The following is a 15,135-nucleotide window of genomic DNA, read 5'->3' on the forward strand; positions in this document are numbered from 1 at the left end:
ACCTATGGGAGACCGGAGCCAGAAGATGAAAAGAATAACACATATCAAGGCGCTTCAGGCAACGGCGATTCTCGCCGCCGCCTGAGCTTTGCGTTGGGCAAAGAAGAATGAAAACTATCTGTTTACACTGCAGCAGCGATAAAGGATTCGAGTATATACTTTCCCGCGAATACAAATCGAGATCTTACTCTGCCAATCTCAAAGATTACGACGGAGAGGAATTTGAAGGAAGTATGGCTGTTGTCGCCTGCAAAAACTGTGGAGCATTGACAGTTTACGATGACACCTGTGGTTGGCACGAGGACGATGATATTTGCCCCGGCGAAATTCTCTTTCCTTCGATTATCCACGATCATGGAGCGATTCCAAAGAAAGTAAAAGAGGCCTACGAAAAAGCTCTTCGGGTGCAGTGGATAGATCCCGATGCTTTCGCAGTTCTCATTCGCAAAGCATTGGAATTGGTCTGTAGCCTCGAGGGAGCTAAAGGGCACAACCTACAGAAAAAACTAGAGAATCTAAAAGGCATCAAATCTATACCTTCTGATATCGCCGAAGCGGCTCAGGCTCTACGTTTATCAGGAAACATCGCTGCGCACGATGTGGAAAAAGGACTGCACCCCCTTTACGTCCATAAAGTAGACGATTTCTTTAAGCTGATTCTCGATTACATCTACATCTTACCTTTCAGGATCGAACACTTCAAAACGTATCAAAAATTAGCCCAACAAAACGGTGGTCACAATTCCGGCAGCTCCGCTGCCTCCATCGTGACACCTTAGCGATATGCAGATAAGGTGAAATTCGATTCCAGCCATTTCAAAGCCACTGCATCGATGGTCGACCAGATGATTGCCCTATTGGACGAATTTGCCCCCGAACTAAAAGCGATTCTTCAAGCCGAGATAAAAGAAGGAAACAAGATTTCAGAAGTCTCGAAGGGCTGGCCCGAAACAAACTCCATCTTCGTTCAGACAAGTCGACCATTTAAGAAAAGATACGATGAGCCAAAGATTGAATACAAAAATCTGAATGATCCGCACTACTGGAAAGAGGAATACACCACTAAAAACAAAAGAAACCTTCTCGTATGCCCATTCTAGAGAAAACTAAAAATAAGCATATCAAGGCGCTTCTCACAACGTGCGCAAGCGCACGCCGTGAGAGCTAGTCGTTAGCAGAGAAAAATTAGGAATGCCAAATCGCGTATCAGAAAAGACCTACTACTCAGCACAGCATGTGACTGGTCCGGGATGCGTACTTGTGACACTACGATTCGGGAAGACTCCAAAGGATGGGTCGATAGTATTTAAGAAAGCACTTGTTGACGGAGATGGAGAGGTAAAGCACGACGTAGAACGGTTCGTGAAAGAAGTCGAAGAAGGAATCGACCAAGCAAACAAAGAAATGAATGATTCGGTTGAGGTAGAAGAAATTCAGATCGTCACCGATGATTACCCGATGGTCGGGCAAGTTGCCAGAGTATCGTATTGGATAACCAAGCACTACATAGAAAAAGGTGCTAACCAGGCAGAGCTCACAACTCCGGACGCTGCGCGTCCTTCGTCGTGAGTCTTTGGCGATATGCAAAACATGAAAGATGAGATGCTAGAATTCGAATTCAACGGTATGCCGGTTGGCTATTTCGAAGAATCATCTTTTCCGTATTCAGATGGTATCTACAAATACATGCCATATCGCGGTTCTGGCCACTACGAGCTGGGACAAGAATTAAAGAAAGGAAAGAATGCTCATTGCAGTTACAATGACGGAGGAAAGAAAGTAGGTTTCGAAGTTGTGGAGCACGTTGAGTATGGAACCCTAAAACTATGCCAATTTAAAGATGAGTAAGAAATTGGCATATCAAGTCGTCGCTCACAACTCCGGGGGCTGCGCCCCCTCCGCGTGAGGACTCAGCGTTGTGAAGAGATAGAAATGAAACCTGCACCGAAAGAACTATCTACGATGTATCCCGTTTTTCGGTGCGACGTATCCAAATTCCACGACTTAAAAGAACTGGAATTTCCTACTCGATATTTCGTGCTTTTTCTGGCCGCGGATTACAACTCGATTGATCAAGAGGAAATGATTGCGATTGCTTCAGAACTCATCGCCAAAGGAAATGCTTACCTCTGCGCGTGGGGTGAAGATTGCGGAATCGGAGATACGAACTGGGATATCGCAGCCGTAGAGACTGAATCAGAGAAGAAGTATGGATTCTTCACGATGACCACATGGCACGAAGATGAAACGATCGAAGGAGGAGTATGGTTCGCTTTGAACTGTGCTCCAGTAGACCAACACATCTGGAACGAAACTTCGATCATCCTCGCCAGTGTTGGAAACGAAACATGGAAGAACCAGATTCAAGCCATCTGCGACGATCCAGTTGGCTTTAGCCAGAGAGTCCTCGAAGAAGAGGAAAAATTATCACAACCAGGCAGCTCACACAATGTCGGCAAACGCTCGCCTCTTTCGTAACGACGGTATGAAAATCAACATCACAACCAATGGAACCTCAACTGAAGCCGACATCGTGTGGCTTTGACGATATGCAGATAAAATGAAGACGTTCGCTTTAACGATATTTGTATCCATTCTCCTACCACTTTCCCCAACTCTAGGTAACGAGACGATTCTGAATCAAGTGACGCTTACAGAGAATGAGACGTATCGACACGCATCTGAACTGGTCGCCGCAGTAAATGAAAAAGAATGGAAGAAGCTACCAAAGGAATCAGGAAAGATGGGTTTCATTGAATCCATCAAGCGGTACGCAACTCATGAAAATTGGCGTGGTGTGGGAGCCTATCGAAAAACAACTAAAAATACAGATGAGTCAGTATCTTGGGATCTGAGACATCATTTCGGTTATGAAAGCAATTTTGGACCACATGAGCTATTGGTGACGTACAGAAAAGATGGCGAACGATACGAATTCGATCACATCATTGTCCTAGGTTGGTAGAAGAGATGAAACTAAAAAAACAAAAGGCATATCAAGTCGTCGCTCACAACTCCGGGGGCTGCGCCCCCTCCGCGTGAGGACTCTGCGTTCGAAGAAAAAATGAAACTAAAGATTCCGATCCTCCTTCTTGTCATGTTCGCGGCAGTCACAGCCGTGGAAAGCCGAGGCATACCTAACGGAATAAAGAAGATCGTAGGTGGAGAAGCATTCTGGGATGGAGGCTCGATCATCCTTGAGTTCGTTGACGAAGATCAAAGGAAGTGGCAGGCGTATTTGAATTGGAGCCTTGGAGAAAAGAAAGAAAGGAAGAAGAAGTCGATTACGGTGACAGAGCTTTCGAACGGCTTTGGAGAGAAGATCATCCACGAAGAAGGGAAGCTCCTAGAAAAGAATTCAAAAATAGAAGAGAGGTTTTTGAAGGACCTATCCAGAGCCATCGATGAGGGAAGAACCGAAGGCGAGCACACACTCGAGATGGCAAAGCAATTCCTTGAAAAGAAACGAAGGTCGAACAAGGCAGTGGAGGCAATGCCGACAAACGTTCGCCTTTTTTGTCACGATCCCATGAATACCAACCTCAACAGACTTGGAACCTCTATCGAGGTCGGCATCGCCTCACTTTGACGATATGTGAAGAAATGAGAATCTGAATTCTGGATACGATTCGAGATCGAACAAACGAACCAAACCGAAGACTTCGACGGTGATCTTGAGAAAGTATCCGACCTTAAAAGATGATCCTGCATTAAACAAAAGAGCACCCGACCCAACGAAACCAAAGTCAGCCACAAGACATTCCGACCGAAAAAGTTAAAGAAGAGAAAATAAGATCTAACCGACGGAAAAAGGATGATCTTCCAAGCATTCAAAAGATCGATTTTCTGACAAGGAATCCCAACATGAAAGCCCCAAAGAATAACACATATCAAGTCGCTGCTCACAACGTGCGCAAGCGCACGCCGTGAGAGCTCGGCGTTAGCTAATAAAAATGAACGACATCATTACATCTGTATCCGTTTATTTGATATGTGCGGTGTCTCTTTGGCTAGCGACACGGGAAAAGAATAAAGTCAAAAACGAATGGAGCAGGTCAAGATCCTTATCTTGCCAAACCGACCTCGGCTCTGTTCTGATCGTTCGTTCACAATGCGAATCCACTTTTCAATTACAGTTTTTCTCACTTTCACAGCATCGATCCTCCCCACACTAGCCAGCGCCCGAACAGCTCTCGAAGTAGAATCCGTAGAGAGCGCCCTCCCTTACAATTTCGTTCAGCTGCATACAGACACCATTGCCCAGTTCAATAAGGGCGTATGGGACTTAGAGTCTGGTGAACAACTAGCAGGACCAGAAGGAAACCTTGGTTATCTCCTGGTACTCGGTTTGTTGGGTTACTTTAATTCAGGAACGATTGATGCGATTCCAGACCGAGGGCTCTTGCTTGACTTTGATCCAACATCGCTGAGGGCCGCCTATCGAACTCGATTAGGTGGTCTGGAAGTTAGAACCACCGCAAACGAAGTCATCTTCGAGAGTCCCTATGTCGATAGAATCAACCAAAAGGAGGCATTTCTAATTGATGATGGGAAATATGTCCTGATTCGAACAAGGGACAAGCAAGACGGAACACCCATTCTCGTGCTGTATTCTCTCGATTCAGGTGAAGAAGTCTGGGAACGCAGAGGGCCTTCCTCAGTTTCGTGGGCTATCCTAGATAATACATTGGCGTGCCTGGAGCTTAAACCATCTGAAAACGCTGAAGGGCATAGAATCGCTACTCTTTTTAACTTGGTTGACTCAACGGAAATAGCGGCAACTGAAGTCTCGGTGCATACTGGACAACCTGAAACGGACCCGATATTTGATCCATTCAGGAAACCACGTGAGTTACTAATTAGAGAAACCAGTCCGGTCTTTTTCCAAGCATACAACACAGGAACTCTCATAGCGGACGGCATAAATCAGGATCTCACTACAATCGACGATATCCAAGTTAGGAACCTGCCACATTCGTCCGAACAACCTTGGGGTAAAAGTTCAGAGTCTGATTCCCCAAACCGATACCATGTTGCCATCGCCACCCAATTCAGCGACGAGCTCCCCTATTTCTTCATCATTGATGCACAGGAGAAAGAAGTTGTGTCAACTAGCCTTGAGTTGAGGCGAGAGGAAGATATGACAAGCCAAGGTAACCATCACGCGATTTCATCTGATGGCCAGCTATTCTTCAAGGCTATGAGCGAAGGGCCGATTGAGGTCTGGGATTTACGGTCGAAGAGCTTCGTCAAAGAGATAAACATACCGGGAGTTACTTTCGATACCATGCTTTCGAGCAAGGATTCAAGGTACCTATTCGTCAATGGATACGACGAGCAGCAGAGTTCTTTCGCAGCTATGATAGACATTGAGACGGGCCTTCCTTCGTACCAAATAGAATTCAGCCACACCAACGCGTTTGAATACACTACAGACGGTGATCTCGCACCGGCTTACAAAAGACGGCCGGTCATCTCTCCTGATGGGAGAAGAATCTACTTCCAGTCTCTATCAGGAATCGAGTCCTTCGATTTCAAGACGGGAATCAAAATTGATTTATCCACGAAGTTCAGAGGTAGTGCGATCACGACTCGCTTTGTCGAATCCCAATCAGGCTGGGTTACCGTTTACGAAACCGGGAAGGTTTCTTTTGAAAGCACTGACGGCGTAGAAGGATCTGTGTTTTTCCAACTACCAAATGATCGGAAAATCCAGTTTGCTACGATTGATGAGAGATCTGGTTCTATAGCATTTAAAAGGGAATGGACGTCCTATCGCCAAAACGGTGAGAGCTACGTGCCCACCTATGACTATAGCATCGTTGTGGTTCATCCGTTTGACGACAGAGTCGATCAAAACCTTCCCCTAGACCACGACTACTATGAAGAATCTAAGCTTAAACTCTTGGGTGGTGGCAGATGGCTAGTGGCACCTTACAGTGGAATATTCGACCTCGAAACGCTCCAACCCTACGATACCACCCGATTCGTCTCCACCAAGGACGCCTACCACTACGAAACGGGCAGATGGGCAGATAAATCGGGTGGAGTCATAACGGTAACAGAATTGGAGAAAGGCACATCCACGATACTGGATACGTCCGAATTGTTCGGACACATTAGAGCCCTCCGTTTCTCTGAAGACGGAAGTCGACTCTATTGCCTTACAAGTCCGACTTCCTATTCACACCAACAGCAAAGCATTCACGTGCTAGACTCATCCGACGGGACCCTCATTTCCCAAATGCCGATTACAAGTCTTCCGGGAACGAGTGAATTCTGGAGAATGCAACTAAGTAAAGACGAGGACCAGATCTTGTTAAGCGATGAGAGTGCGATCGCTTCAATTCTAGATCTAAAGACCAACACAAGCGGAATACCGATCGAACTTGGTCGCGGGTCCACATACTACAGTCTCCCTACCTACTTTGAAATAGCCCCGCCTCTATCGTCAGGCGAATCACGCAGCATCGACGCAAACGGGAACCTCTACATTCTTCGCCCAATCACCACGCATCCTATTCGCTGCCAGCTTACCGCATCTTTGGATACAGGCAGCGAGCTATCTTTTCCCCTAAAGAACGATCGAAGATACTGGATACAAGCGAGCGACAATCTCGTACGTTGGGAGACTTACAGAAACACTGACTTCATTGAATCCTGGTTCGACTCAAACGATAAAGGCTTTTTCCGAGTCTATGAAAGCGACGGCAGCAACTAGCACAGAAGATAGGCAAGTTATAGGAACAGAGGCGAAGCAAACGGGGCAGACCTTAATCTTTGATATCCGTGAGCAAGGAAGCTCATTGGGTCTTTACTTAACTTTTGACACGCAAAAGAATCACAATCCCCCTCGCCCACATAACCGATCAAAAGAACGCAACTTCGATTCTTCGCTCCGGATTAATACCACGACCTTTGGTCGATTAGATTAGACCTAGTACTCAGACACCATAAGCATCCTCGAAGCTATGTCTTCCAAAAAACAAACCTTACAGGCACTTGGTTTTATTTGCGTCCTTGTTGCGTTCATTTCCTTTCTTCTCATCAGGTCCGGAGCTGAAGAAAGCCCCAAAGGGATCTCACTTGATCGCCTTGCAGCAATCAAACAGGAGATAGCCCGCTATGTAGAAACGAACGGTAAAGCTCCCAACTCACTGAGCGAACTCCCCCTTCCCGAAGCTGAACTCCAAGACCACTATGGAGAACCTTTCATTTACCAAGTCAGCGAAGACTCAATCACAGTGCTCAGCTACGGATCTGACAAGGAACCCGGCGGTAGGTTCTTTGACAAAGACTTCTCTGTTGTAGTCGAAATCCCGAGACAGAATTAGACGAGAGTACCCTTTAGCTTAAGCAAAGACAGAAAGGCCAGATTGGGCTTATTGACATCCAGCAACTGTGAACACAGCGCTCGCAAAGACACGCCCTACGGCTAGAAGTGCTCGACCAAGTGCGCTGGCTGGTGGAAACGTCCCCGAAAGGTGCGTTCGCTGGGAACGATGACTTGAGGGAGCTGGCATTCGTGAACGGGGACTCGGCTGCAGAGCTTTTCGAGATCCGGGTGATTTTGGATACGTTGGAAAATGTGCGCGAGTAGGATCGCATCTCCCTTGGCATCGTGACGCCTGATCGAAGAGAGTCCTGCTGAGAGGCGTTCTGCGATGTCGTCGAGCGAATTGCGGAGTCTCGAGAAATCAGGCCAAAGCTGTTCAAAGATGTCCATCGTATCGATAAACTGCACAGTTCGCGCGGGTTCTTCGGAGGTCTTCATCGCCTTTTCGATGAACTTGCAGTCAAAACGATAGATGTCGTGGCCAAACAAGGTGGCGTTTTCGACGAATCTCGAAAACTCTCTTAGCCCTTCGATTGGCTTGGGCGCTCCTATGACGTGTTCATCACGTATATGGGTGAGCTCTTGGATATGTTCGGGAATTGCCTTTCCTGGATCGACGTAGGTGTCGAACGTGTCATCGATTTCCATCAGGCAGCCGCCCATTCGAATGGCTGCTATTTGAGTGATTTGCTCCTCTTTGTACCGTAAACCGGTTGTTTCGAGGTCAAAGGCGACGACTTCTCCAATTCCCATGAGGGGATGCATCGCGTTCTGGCGTAATGTTTGTAGAGGTTTCATTTGTTGAACGCATCGTACTCAATTAGGGGATGTATGGATATGGGACTGTGGTCGTAGGACTTTGGTCTTATACCGCACGCGAACAGCTTTGGTTAAGGGGCGGAGGCTGAGATGCCTTGCAGCAAGACGGCTGGTCCCCGAGACCACTCCCTCCGGCGCTTGAAGAGCTTTTTCGACTGGGTTTATCGACTACCGCAAATCGACGAATCCTAGATGCGATTCGCTAATTTCGCTAACTTGGGCGATGTGTTCCGATAACACCAAGAAACACCTGCCCCCAAAAGCAATCAACGCGCTATGAATCCACCCAAAGTCTTCGGAACAGGAGTCGGTCGCACTGGCACCTACTCGCTCAAACTCGCACTCGAAACACTAGGCCTCGGCCCCTGCTACCACATGGAGGAGGTTGCCAAAGACATGCCCAAGAACCTCCCGCTCTGGAATGCCGCATTAGCTGGCTCTCCGGACTGGAGCAGCCTCTTCGATGGCTATCACAGCGCTGTCGATTGGCCGGTTGCAGGATTCAGCAAAGAGCTGTATTCAGCTTTTCCGGACGCTAAGTTTATCCTCACCGTTCGCAGCCCCGAAAGCTGGGCCGCAAGTTTTGGCGAAACCATAAACCAATTGATATCAGGGAAGGAAAACGCTCCACCGCCCATGTGGGAATGGTTGGATATGGGACGCGCAGTCATCGAAAAAACAGGCTTTTCCCTCGGCTCCCTCCCAGAGAAATTCGCGGAAGACTTCGCCTCGCACACCGATCGAGTCAAAGCGACGATTCCAGCCTCCCAACTATTGGAGTTTGAGGTCAGCAAAGGTTGGGGGCCTCTTTGCGATTTCCTCGAAATCGAAGCGCCCGACACCCCCTTTCCGCGTAGCAACAACCGGGAGGAGTTCTGGGAGCTCGTAAAGGGAGCAACGTCCTAATACCGCAAAGCGACTTTTTAGCTATAGCGGCAATCTCGGACGCCAAGTGCAGCAGTTCAACAACTGGGACCTGCCGTCACGCTGCGACGATCATGCCGAGCGCCTAAGAAGAACCATCAAGCGACGCAGGAGCGACGTTAGCAAATAGACGAAAAAGCTGCCCTAGATGACACGTGGGCGGTGGTCATCTAGAACCCACGCGGACCGCGTCCATTGCCACGCACTCGCTGTTGCTTAGGCGTAGGCGGCGTCTCTAGATACAGGCTGTACCAAACATCGCCCAGTCCCGCATTGGAGAAACTCTTCACGCGGTCGTTGGAGAGGTGCTCCCAGTTGCGGGCGAAGGTTTCGACTCCCGTCTTATCTTTGGCTTTCAAAAGGACCCGCCGGGCTTCGTCAGGTTGGCCAACCTTAACGTAGATCCACGACATCAAGCCATACAGAATAGCGCCGCTATCCCCCCGAGACCATCTGACCCGTTTCTTGAAGATCTTTTCCGCGCCGGCCAAATCATCGTTCTTATAGCAGCGGGCCATCCTCATGGCAGCCGCCATGGGATCCATCATCATGGGTCCCTTCAGGAAACCACAAGTGGCGAGGATCTCGTCAACCTGCTCGAACTCCTTAAGCTGGTAGTGAAACTGCATGCGCATGGTCGCGATCTGGCGTCCCGTGAGCAAGGACCACTTCCGGAAGGGCTCAAGTCCCTTGGTGAGCTCTAGCCCCTCCTTGAACATCGCTTTTTGATCCATCTCGAGCTGACGCTGTATCTGCTTAACGTTGCCGCCTGGCTTGTTCTGGAACTGCTGCACCTTCCGCTGCATGCGTCTCTGAGCGGCTTGCATGTGCCCCTGGAGTCGGTCTTGGGCCTTGGACATCTTTTTCCGAACCAGGAAGCCGACCAGGTAAAACGCGCCCACGAACCCGAGAGTGCTAAGGAAGACCGTCGTCCCGGTACTGACCTGCGAAGCGACTAAGGCGCCAGCTATTGCGGTAGCGACGAGAGCTGAAATGAGAAGTGAAAGCATACTATGAAATGTTTTTGTCCAAAAAATTGATCCGAACTGTGATTTTCGCCAAAGAGGACATGTGTATCTTTTGACTAGAGTCAGCTCTTAAATCTCGGTATTCCCTGAGCATCTAATCCCCAGAAAAATCAAGATCGGGCTTTAAGTCGAAGATGATTCGGGTTATCCACAATCCCCATACGCTTAAGGCGTCGAGCAAACGCGAATGGGACATTTGTCTTCTAAGCTCGATTTCAGCCCTAGCCCTCAGCAATCCGTATCCAACTCACCCTACTCGCGAAGGCGATCGCCCCCCCTTCCCAGGGCCTATTGAAGCAAACATGACTGACCAAAATCTACGACTCAGCGAGGAACGCCTCAAAATGGTGCTCGAAGGGAGCGAGCTGGGCTTCTGGGATTGGAATATCGAAACTGGCGAAGTGAAGCGGAATGACCGCTGGGCTCAGATGCTTGGCTATTCCTCGATAGAGGAATTCGAAGACAATACCGATACCTGGACCAATTCGATTCATCCCGACGATCGCGAGGCTGCCTGGGCTTCAATAGACGACCATAAAAGCGGACGCACTCCTGTTCACAAATTGGAGTACCGAATGCTCACTAAAGAAGGCGGGTACAAATGGATCTTGGACCATGCAAAAGTCGTTCAGTACAGCGAAGATGGCCTTCCCTTACGAATGAGCGGCACCCATCGCGACATCACCAGCCGCAAGCTCGCGGAAGAAAAGTTAAAGAACAGCGAGGAAGCCTTGAAGAAAGAGGTACAGGTTAAGAACAGGTTCTTCTCCATCATCGCTCACGATTTGAGAACTCCGTTTAATTCGTTTCTCGGGGCGACCCAGATGATGTCTGAAATGATGAGCGAACTCAGCCAGGAAGAGCTCGTCGAGTACGCCACCAAGCTGAACGAAGAAGCAAGCAGGGTCTTCGACTATCTGCAAAACCTGCTCGAGTGGTCGCGTCTCCAAATCAAAGGCTGCAAGCGAGAGCCCCGGATAATCAACTTGGCCGAGCTGACTCGAGAATGCATCGATATCCTAACCCCAACCGCCTCGAGCAAAGGCATTTCCTTCACTCTCACCATAAGCGATCAGAACGTATTTGCGGATCCATACATGACACGTACTGTCATGCTCAATCTCATTACGAACTCACTCAAGTTCAGCACCCCAGGTGAATCCATCACGATATCGGCCAGCAACAAGGGGAACATAACCCATGTCACCGTCTCCGATACAGGAATAGGAATGTCCGAGGATCTGCTGAAAAAGGTATTCTCACTGGATCAACCGACATCGAAAACCGGCACTGCGGGTGAAACAGGAACAGGACTCGGGCTTCCTTTATGCAAGGAAATGATTGAGCGGAACAAAGGCGAGATCTGGGCCGAAAGCGCCCTAGGGAAAGGTTCTCACTTCCATTTCAGCCTACCGAACTCTAGCAGCGAATCATAATTTCCAACGGGCACAGCACTCCCCGCCATCGTCGCCCTCCTCCCAAGGCATATGCCTTTACAATATGGATACGCTCCAGAAACAGCGAACCTGCCGCCATGACCACCCAACTCGAAGACATCCTCGTAAACGCCTACTCCAACGAAATGAAAGCCTACCTCAAGGCTCATCCGGAGGATTTTCCGCAAGCAATCGATTTGGCCGTGGGCGACCGGGAGCGTTACTCATGGAGGGCAGCCTGGTTGCTGGGCAACTGCATGGAAAAGGATGACGAGCGAGTACGTGACTCCCTCGATCGCCTAATCGCCGCCATGTCTGAAAAGCCCGATGGCCATTGGCGCGAACTCATGAAGATCGTCGCTCAAATGAACCTCAACGACGAACAGGAGGGCCGGCTGTTTGACATGGCGATGCAACAGTGGCTCGATCCGGACAAGCAAGGCTCTGTGCGCTGGAAAGCATTCCAGTTTATAGCCGCCATGGTACGCAAGTATCCAGAACTTGCCGACGAAGTGAAGCTGATCCTCCGCCCAGATTTGATAGATCCCCTCTCCCCCGGAATCCGCCGCTCCGTTTCCCGAGAAGCAAAGAAGATCCTATCCATGAAACGGACTAAGTCTCGACTTTAGCCTACGGCGAGCTACTCCCGTCTGCATGAATCCCGTATTCAGATTCGTCTGCGCCCTCACGTTTTGCTTTCTCGTATGTATCGTCACCTCCCAAGCAAGGGCTTCACTCGATGAGCTCGATTGGACAAACGCATATCCAAACAAAGTAAGAGAAGATCTTTTTACTGTTATCCACGATGGAGAGAAATTCATCGTCGGGGGACGCGGAGGAGCAATTTGGTATTCAGAAAACGGAACCGACTGGGATCAAGGCTCGGTAACGGGCGACTACTATCTTCTCGCCAAGACCCAAGTGCGGAACATCCGCTACGCAGGCGGGCAATACTTCGCCTTTGGCACCCATTCGGCGAGCGCTGGCGTTGTGCAAATGACCTCCCTCGACGGGATAAATTGGCAGGCATTCAATCAATCCTCCTCGATGCGCGACTCAGACATCGTCTACGCCTTCGATGCGTTTCATCGAATGAACCACAACATCGGGACCCGCTCGATCGAGTTCGGAAACGAACTGATCGTTCGCATGGGCAGGAACTACTCTATTTGGATGAGCGAAAACGGAACGGACTGGAGACGGGCCGACTCCACCTTCGCGCCGGACATCCACAAGCTAAAATTCTTCGATGGGAATTTCTACGCCTTGATTCGAACCGGGCAGCTCTATCGCTCCGCAGACGGGGAAAACTGGGAGCTGATTCGAGACGAGCCTTCCGCCTACTACGAAGACTTCGTGCTCTTCAAAGGGGGCCTCTACATCTTGAAAAGCGAGGGAATCTCTAAATTCCTCCTCTACTCTCCAGATGGCGAAAATTGGGAATCAATCCCCGAGTTTTACGGGACTCCTTATCTCACGGCAATGACTGCTAACGACACGACCATGGTCGTAGTCGGAGGCGATGGGACCATTTTGTCCAGTGTTGATGGGAAAGACTGGCAGGGACTCAGACCGGGCAGCGATGGTCCTATCAACTACGCATCTGATGGCACGACTCTCGTCGCCTTGAGAAGCGACCAGGACTCCTGGTATTCTTTCGATGGTTACACTCGCTATGAAATCGAATTCGATAGAGAACGCTACTTCAGCGATCTAGGATACTTCAACGGCAGGTTCATAGCCTACGACCATTTCAACGACGAACTTGTTGTCAGCCCCGATGGTATTCAGTGGTCACCTACAGAAGAAACACCAGAACAGCTGGACGGCAGCTATAAACTGTATTTTGCCAATGACCGCATGTTCGTCGTCCCCTACTTTTCACGCGACTTGCCTGTAGCGACCAGCCTAGACGGCTCTAGCTGGAGCTATTTCGAAGACTTTGGGGTCAATCATATCTACTACGGAAACGGGCGTTTTCACGCGTCCGAAAGACGAGGCTCCGAAGTCTACACCTCCACCGACGGGTTGAACTGGACCCTTCAGAACTCGATCCTCGATGGATCACCCTTTCACCCAAACATCGCCCTATTCCTAGACAATGCCTTTTATGCCGTTTCGGGAAGCCGGCTCTACAAGAGCAGCAATGGACTGAATTGGACTCTACACCTCGAGGACCATATCATACCTTACCACTTCCGAGGCGAACTCCTGACCGTTTGGAACGAACAATTGGTTTACGCTGGGGCGAATGGTTCGCTCGGAATCTCAAGCGATGGCGAAAACTGGACCCACTTCGAGGTGGGATCCTCCGATCGAATTTCGCAACTGCTAGAACTAGGAGACCGCATCATTCTCGATCTCGGAAGAGTCGGTTTGGTTTACTCGGTTGAAACAGGGGATGAACCCAAAGAAGGTTCCCACTCGCTCGAGTTCGACTTCAACTCCCAATCGATCGATTCACAGATAGAGCCCTCTGACCAGCCCGATCGACTTTACGGGCTTTTGCTGCAGAGCAAGGATCTCAAAAGATGGCACGCAGCAAAAGACGCATCCTACCAAGAGGAAACAAGCGCTAGAAACGTCCATCTAGAGCTGAACCTGCGAGATAGAAGCGAAACTTCATTCTACCAAAATGGATACGTCTCCCTGACCGACCTCTTCGGATCTTGGGTTGCCTCTGAAACGCTCAAGATTCAAAACGGAAATAGCGAACCGCCAACCACAACGACAGCTAAACGTTTTGCGGAGCTACGCATCGGCGAATCGAGGAAAATCAAAATCCGACTCCTGGATACAACCGACTTTTCAGTCCAAACAATCATAGAAGGCACCTTCGACTCCGGAGGAGTGATTGATGCCAAAGTGACCCAGAGCAACGACCCCAAGCTCCAAGACCTCAGCGTAGCGGGCTACCTCGGTCACCAAAACTCAGCGCCCTATATCCTATTGGAAGCCGACTGGAGTGACGAGAACAACGTCTCACGAAGCTTCGAAATCAACATGACCATGTAGCATACTCCGACCTCACGATATCCCCCCAAAAAAATGATTCATCCGCAAAGACAGCGGAATCTGCTGCATATGGCGATTTACCAAAAAAATAGATCCACAAAACAACTACACCTATGACCAAACGACTCAAAAGAATAAATCCCCTTCAACTCGGCAAAATCCTCGCCGCCTTCTACGCCCTCGCCTCGCTGATTTTCGTCCCGTTCATGCTTTTGTTCTCTCTGCTTGCTAGCGTAGTTCAACAGTCAGAAGGCACAGCCGCACAGATGCCGATCCTGCTAGGAATGGGAGCAGGATTCCTGATCATCGCCCCCATCATGTACGGCGTTATGGGATTCGTCGCCGGCATAATCGGAGCCTTCCTCTACAATCTCATCGCCAAATGGCTCGGCGGCATCGAAGTGGAAGTCGAGTAGCAAACGCAGCTGAAATACTCGCTCGAGGAATGGTAGAGCCCGCTGTCCCCAGCGGGCACACGGGACCTGCAGCGGTGCGTGCCCCTCGAAACAGCAAGCGCCACCATTACGGCTAGCGCTCTTCATCCCTTTGTAGATCAGCACTGGAATCCGCGATGAAC

At 49.5% G+C, this 15,135-nt stretch carries 16 protein-coding genes; 14 read left to right on the forward strand and 2 right to left on the reverse strand.

Translation table 11 applies throughout. The features are described 5' to 3' along the window. Positions 1 to 107 precede the first annotated feature (107 nt). The 9 genes from JIN87_RS09410 to JIN87_RS09450 all read left to right on the forward strand — a co-directional run bounded on the left by JIN87_RS09410 (position 108) and on the right by JIN87_RS09450 (position 7,334). Entirely contained in the window at positions 108 to 779 is a 672-nt protein-coding gene (locus JIN87_RS09410; RefSeq protein ID WP_200355302.1) for a DUF4145 domain-containing protein, read from the forward strand. Positions 780 to 794: 15 nt separating this feature from the next. Then, positions 795 to 1,100: a hypothetical protein gene (locus JIN87_RS09415; protein ID WP_200355303.1), complete on the forward strand. Its 306-nt coding sequence runs from the start codon at positions 795 to 797 to the stop codon at positions 1,098 to 1,100. Positions 1,101 to 1,191: 91 nt separating this feature from the next. Further along, entirely contained in the window at positions 1,192 to 1,569 is a 378-nt protein-coding gene (locus JIN87_RS09420) for a hypothetical protein (RefSeq protein ID WP_200355304.1), read from the forward strand. 12 nt (positions 1,570 to 1,581) lie between these two features. After that, the gene (locus tag JIN87_RS09425; protein ID WP_200355305.1) at positions 1,582 to 1,848 is read left to right on the forward strand and encodes a hypothetical protein; all 267 of its coding nucleotides are present in this window, start codon (positions 1,582 to 1,584) and stop codon (positions 1,846 to 1,848) included. Positions 1,849 to 1,932: 84 nt separating this feature from the next. Then, positions 1,933 to 2,478 carry a DUF7684 family protein gene (locus tag JIN87_RS09430; protein WP_200355306.1) on the forward strand — a complete coding sequence of 182 codons (546 nt, stop codon included), beginning with the start codon at positions 1,933 to 1,935 and terminating at the stop codon, positions 2,476 to 2,478. 82 nt (positions 2,479 to 2,560) lie between these two features. Continuing rightward, on the forward strand, positions 2,561 to 2,965 hold the full coding sequence (locus JIN87_RS09435) for a hypothetical protein (protein ID WP_200355307.1): 405 nt from the start codon (positions 2,561 to 2,563) through the stop codon (positions 2,963 to 2,965). Positions 2,966 to 3,064: 99 nt separating this feature from the next. After that, the gene (locus tag JIN87_RS09440) at positions 3,065 to 3,589 is read left to right on the forward strand and encodes a hypothetical protein (RefSeq protein ID WP_200355308.1); all 525 of its coding nucleotides are present in this window, start codon (positions 3,065 to 3,067) and stop codon (positions 3,587 to 3,589) included. Between the two features lie 522 nt (positions 3,590 to 4,111). Then, complete coding sequence (locus JIN87_RS09445) at positions 4,112 to 6,721, forward strand: YncE family protein (protein ID WP_200355309.1); 2,610 nt, start codon at positions 4,112 to 4,114, stop codon at positions 6,719 to 6,721. Between the two features lie 250 nt (positions 6,722 to 6,971). Further along, positions 6,972 to 7,334 (forward strand): hypothetical protein, encoded by a 363-nt coding sequence (locus tag JIN87_RS09450; RefSeq protein ID WP_200355310.1) that lies wholly within the window; start codon positions 6,972 to 6,974, stop codon positions 7,332 to 7,334. A gap of 101 nt (positions 7,335 to 7,435) precedes the next feature. Here JIN87_RS09450 and JIN87_RS09455 read toward each other — a convergent pair whose 3' ends face one another. Then, positions 7,436 to 8,134: a 3'-5' exonuclease gene (locus JIN87_RS09455; RefSeq protein ID WP_200355311.1), complete on the reverse strand. Its 699-nt coding sequence runs from the start codon at positions 8,132 to 8,134 to the stop codon at positions 7,436 to 7,438. 297 nt (positions 8,135 to 8,431) lie between these two features. Here JIN87_RS09455 and JIN87_RS09460 point away from each other — a divergent pair, with 297 nt between their 5' ends. Beyond that, on the forward strand, positions 8,432 to 9,061 hold the full coding sequence (locus JIN87_RS09460) for a sulfotransferase family protein (protein ID WP_200355312.1): 630 nt from the start codon (positions 8,432 to 8,434) through the stop codon (positions 9,059 to 9,061). A gap of 188 nt (positions 9,062 to 9,249) precedes the next feature. On the opposite strand, the gene JIN87_RS09465 is transcribed toward JIN87_RS09460, so the two are convergent. Continuing rightward, positions 9,250 to 10,089, reverse strand: coding sequence for a hypothetical protein (locus JIN87_RS09465; protein WP_200355313.1), 840 nt, complete (start codon positions 10,087 to 10,089; stop codon positions 9,250 to 9,252). A gap of 152 nt (positions 10,090 to 10,241) precedes the next feature. Here JIN87_RS09465 and JIN87_RS09470 point away from each other — a divergent pair, with 152 nt between their 5' ends. The 4 genes from JIN87_RS09470 (at position 10,242) to JIN87_RS09485 (ending at position 14,974) form a co-directional block, all read left to right on the forward strand. Further along, positions 10,242 to 11,543 carry a PAS domain-containing sensor histidine kinase gene (locus JIN87_RS09470; protein WP_200355314.1) on the forward strand — a complete coding sequence of 434 codons (1,302 nt, stop codon included), beginning with the start codon at positions 10,242 to 10,244 and terminating at the stop codon, positions 11,541 to 11,543. 98 nt (positions 11,544 to 11,641) lie between these two features. Further along, positions 11,642 to 12,172, forward strand: coding sequence for a hypothetical protein (locus JIN87_RS09475; protein ID WP_200355315.1), 531 nt, complete (start codon positions 11,642 to 11,644; stop codon positions 12,170 to 12,172). A 25-nt stretch (positions 12,173 to 12,197) separates the two neighbouring features. Next, complete coding sequence (locus JIN87_RS09480; RefSeq protein WP_200355316.1) at positions 12,198 to 14,558, forward strand: WD40/YVTN/BNR-like repeat-containing protein; 2,361 nt, start codon at positions 12,198 to 12,200, stop codon at positions 14,556 to 14,558. 113 nt (positions 14,559 to 14,671) lie between these two features. Next, positions 14,672 to 14,974 (forward strand): DUF3566 domain-containing protein, encoded by a 303-nt coding sequence (locus tag JIN87_RS09485; RefSeq protein ID WP_200355317.1) that lies wholly within the window; start codon positions 14,672 to 14,674, stop codon positions 14,972 to 14,974. The last annotated feature ends 161 nt before the right edge of the window (positions 14,975 to 15,135 follow it).

It is taken from the genome of Pelagicoccus mobilis (assembly GCF_016595505.1).
In the GTDB taxonomy this organism is placed as follows: domain Bacteria; phylum Verrucomicrobiota; class Verrucomicrobiia; order Opitutales; family Opitutaceae; genus Pelagicoccus; species Pelagicoccus mobilis.

Bases quoted from the DNA above. Each gene is read 5' to 3' on its own strand.
- JIN87_RS09410 (WP_200355302.1), top strand. From the start codon at position 108: ATGAAAACTATCTGTTTACACTGCAGCAGCGATAAAGGATTCGAGTAT.
- JIN87_RS09420 (WP_200355304.1), top strand. From the start codon at position 1,192: ATGCCAAATCGCGTATCAGAAAAGACCTACTACTCAGCACAGCATGTG.
- JIN87_RS09425 (WP_200355305.1), top strand. From the start codon at position 1,582: ATGCAAAACATGAAAGATGAGATGCTAGAATTCGAATTCAACGGTATG.
- JIN87_RS09430 (WP_200355306.1), top strand. From the start codon at position 1,933: ATGAAACCTGCACCGAAAGAACTATCTACGATGTATCCCGTTTTTCGG.
- JIN87_RS09435 (WP_200355307.1), top strand. From the start codon at position 2,561: ATGAAGACGTTCGCTTTAACGATATTTGTATCCATTCTCCTACCACTT.
- JIN87_RS09440 (WP_200355308.1), top strand. From the start codon at position 3,065: ATGAAACTAAAGATTCCGATCCTCCTTCTTGTCATGTTCGCGGCAGTC.
- JIN87_RS09445 (WP_200355309.1), top strand. From the start codon at position 4,112: ATGCGAATCCACTTTTCAATTACAGTTTTTCTCACTTTCACAGCATCG.
- JIN87_RS09450 (WP_200355310.1), top strand. From the start codon at position 6,972: ATGTCTTCCAAAAAACAAACCTTACAGGCACTTGGTTTTATTTGCGTC.
- JIN87_RS09455 (WP_200355311.1), bottom strand. From the start codon at position 8,134: ATGAAACCTCTACAAACATTACGCCAGAACGCGATGCATCCCCTCATG.
- JIN87_RS09460 (WP_200355312.1), top strand. From the start codon at position 8,432: ATGAATCCACCCAAAGTCTTCGGAACAGGAGTCGGTCGCACTGGCACC.
- JIN87_RS09465 (WP_200355313.1), bottom strand. From the start codon at position 10,089: ATGCTTTCACTTCTCATTTCAGCTCTCGTCGCTACCGCAATAGCTGGC.
- JIN87_RS09470 (WP_200355314.1), top strand. From the start codon at position 10,242: ATGATTCGGGTTATCCACAATCCCCATACGCTTAAGGCGTCGAGCAAA.
- JIN87_RS09475 (WP_200355315.1), top strand. From the start codon at position 11,642: ATGACCACCCAACTCGAAGACATCCTCGTAAACGCCTACTCCAACGAA.
- JIN87_RS09480 (WP_200355316.1), top strand. From the start codon at position 12,198: ATGAATCCCGTATTCAGATTCGTCTGCGCCCTCACGTTTTGCTTTCTC.
- JIN87_RS09485 (WP_200355317.1), top strand. From the start codon at position 14,672: ATGACCAAACGACTCAAAAGAATAAATCCCCTTCAACTCGGCAAAATC.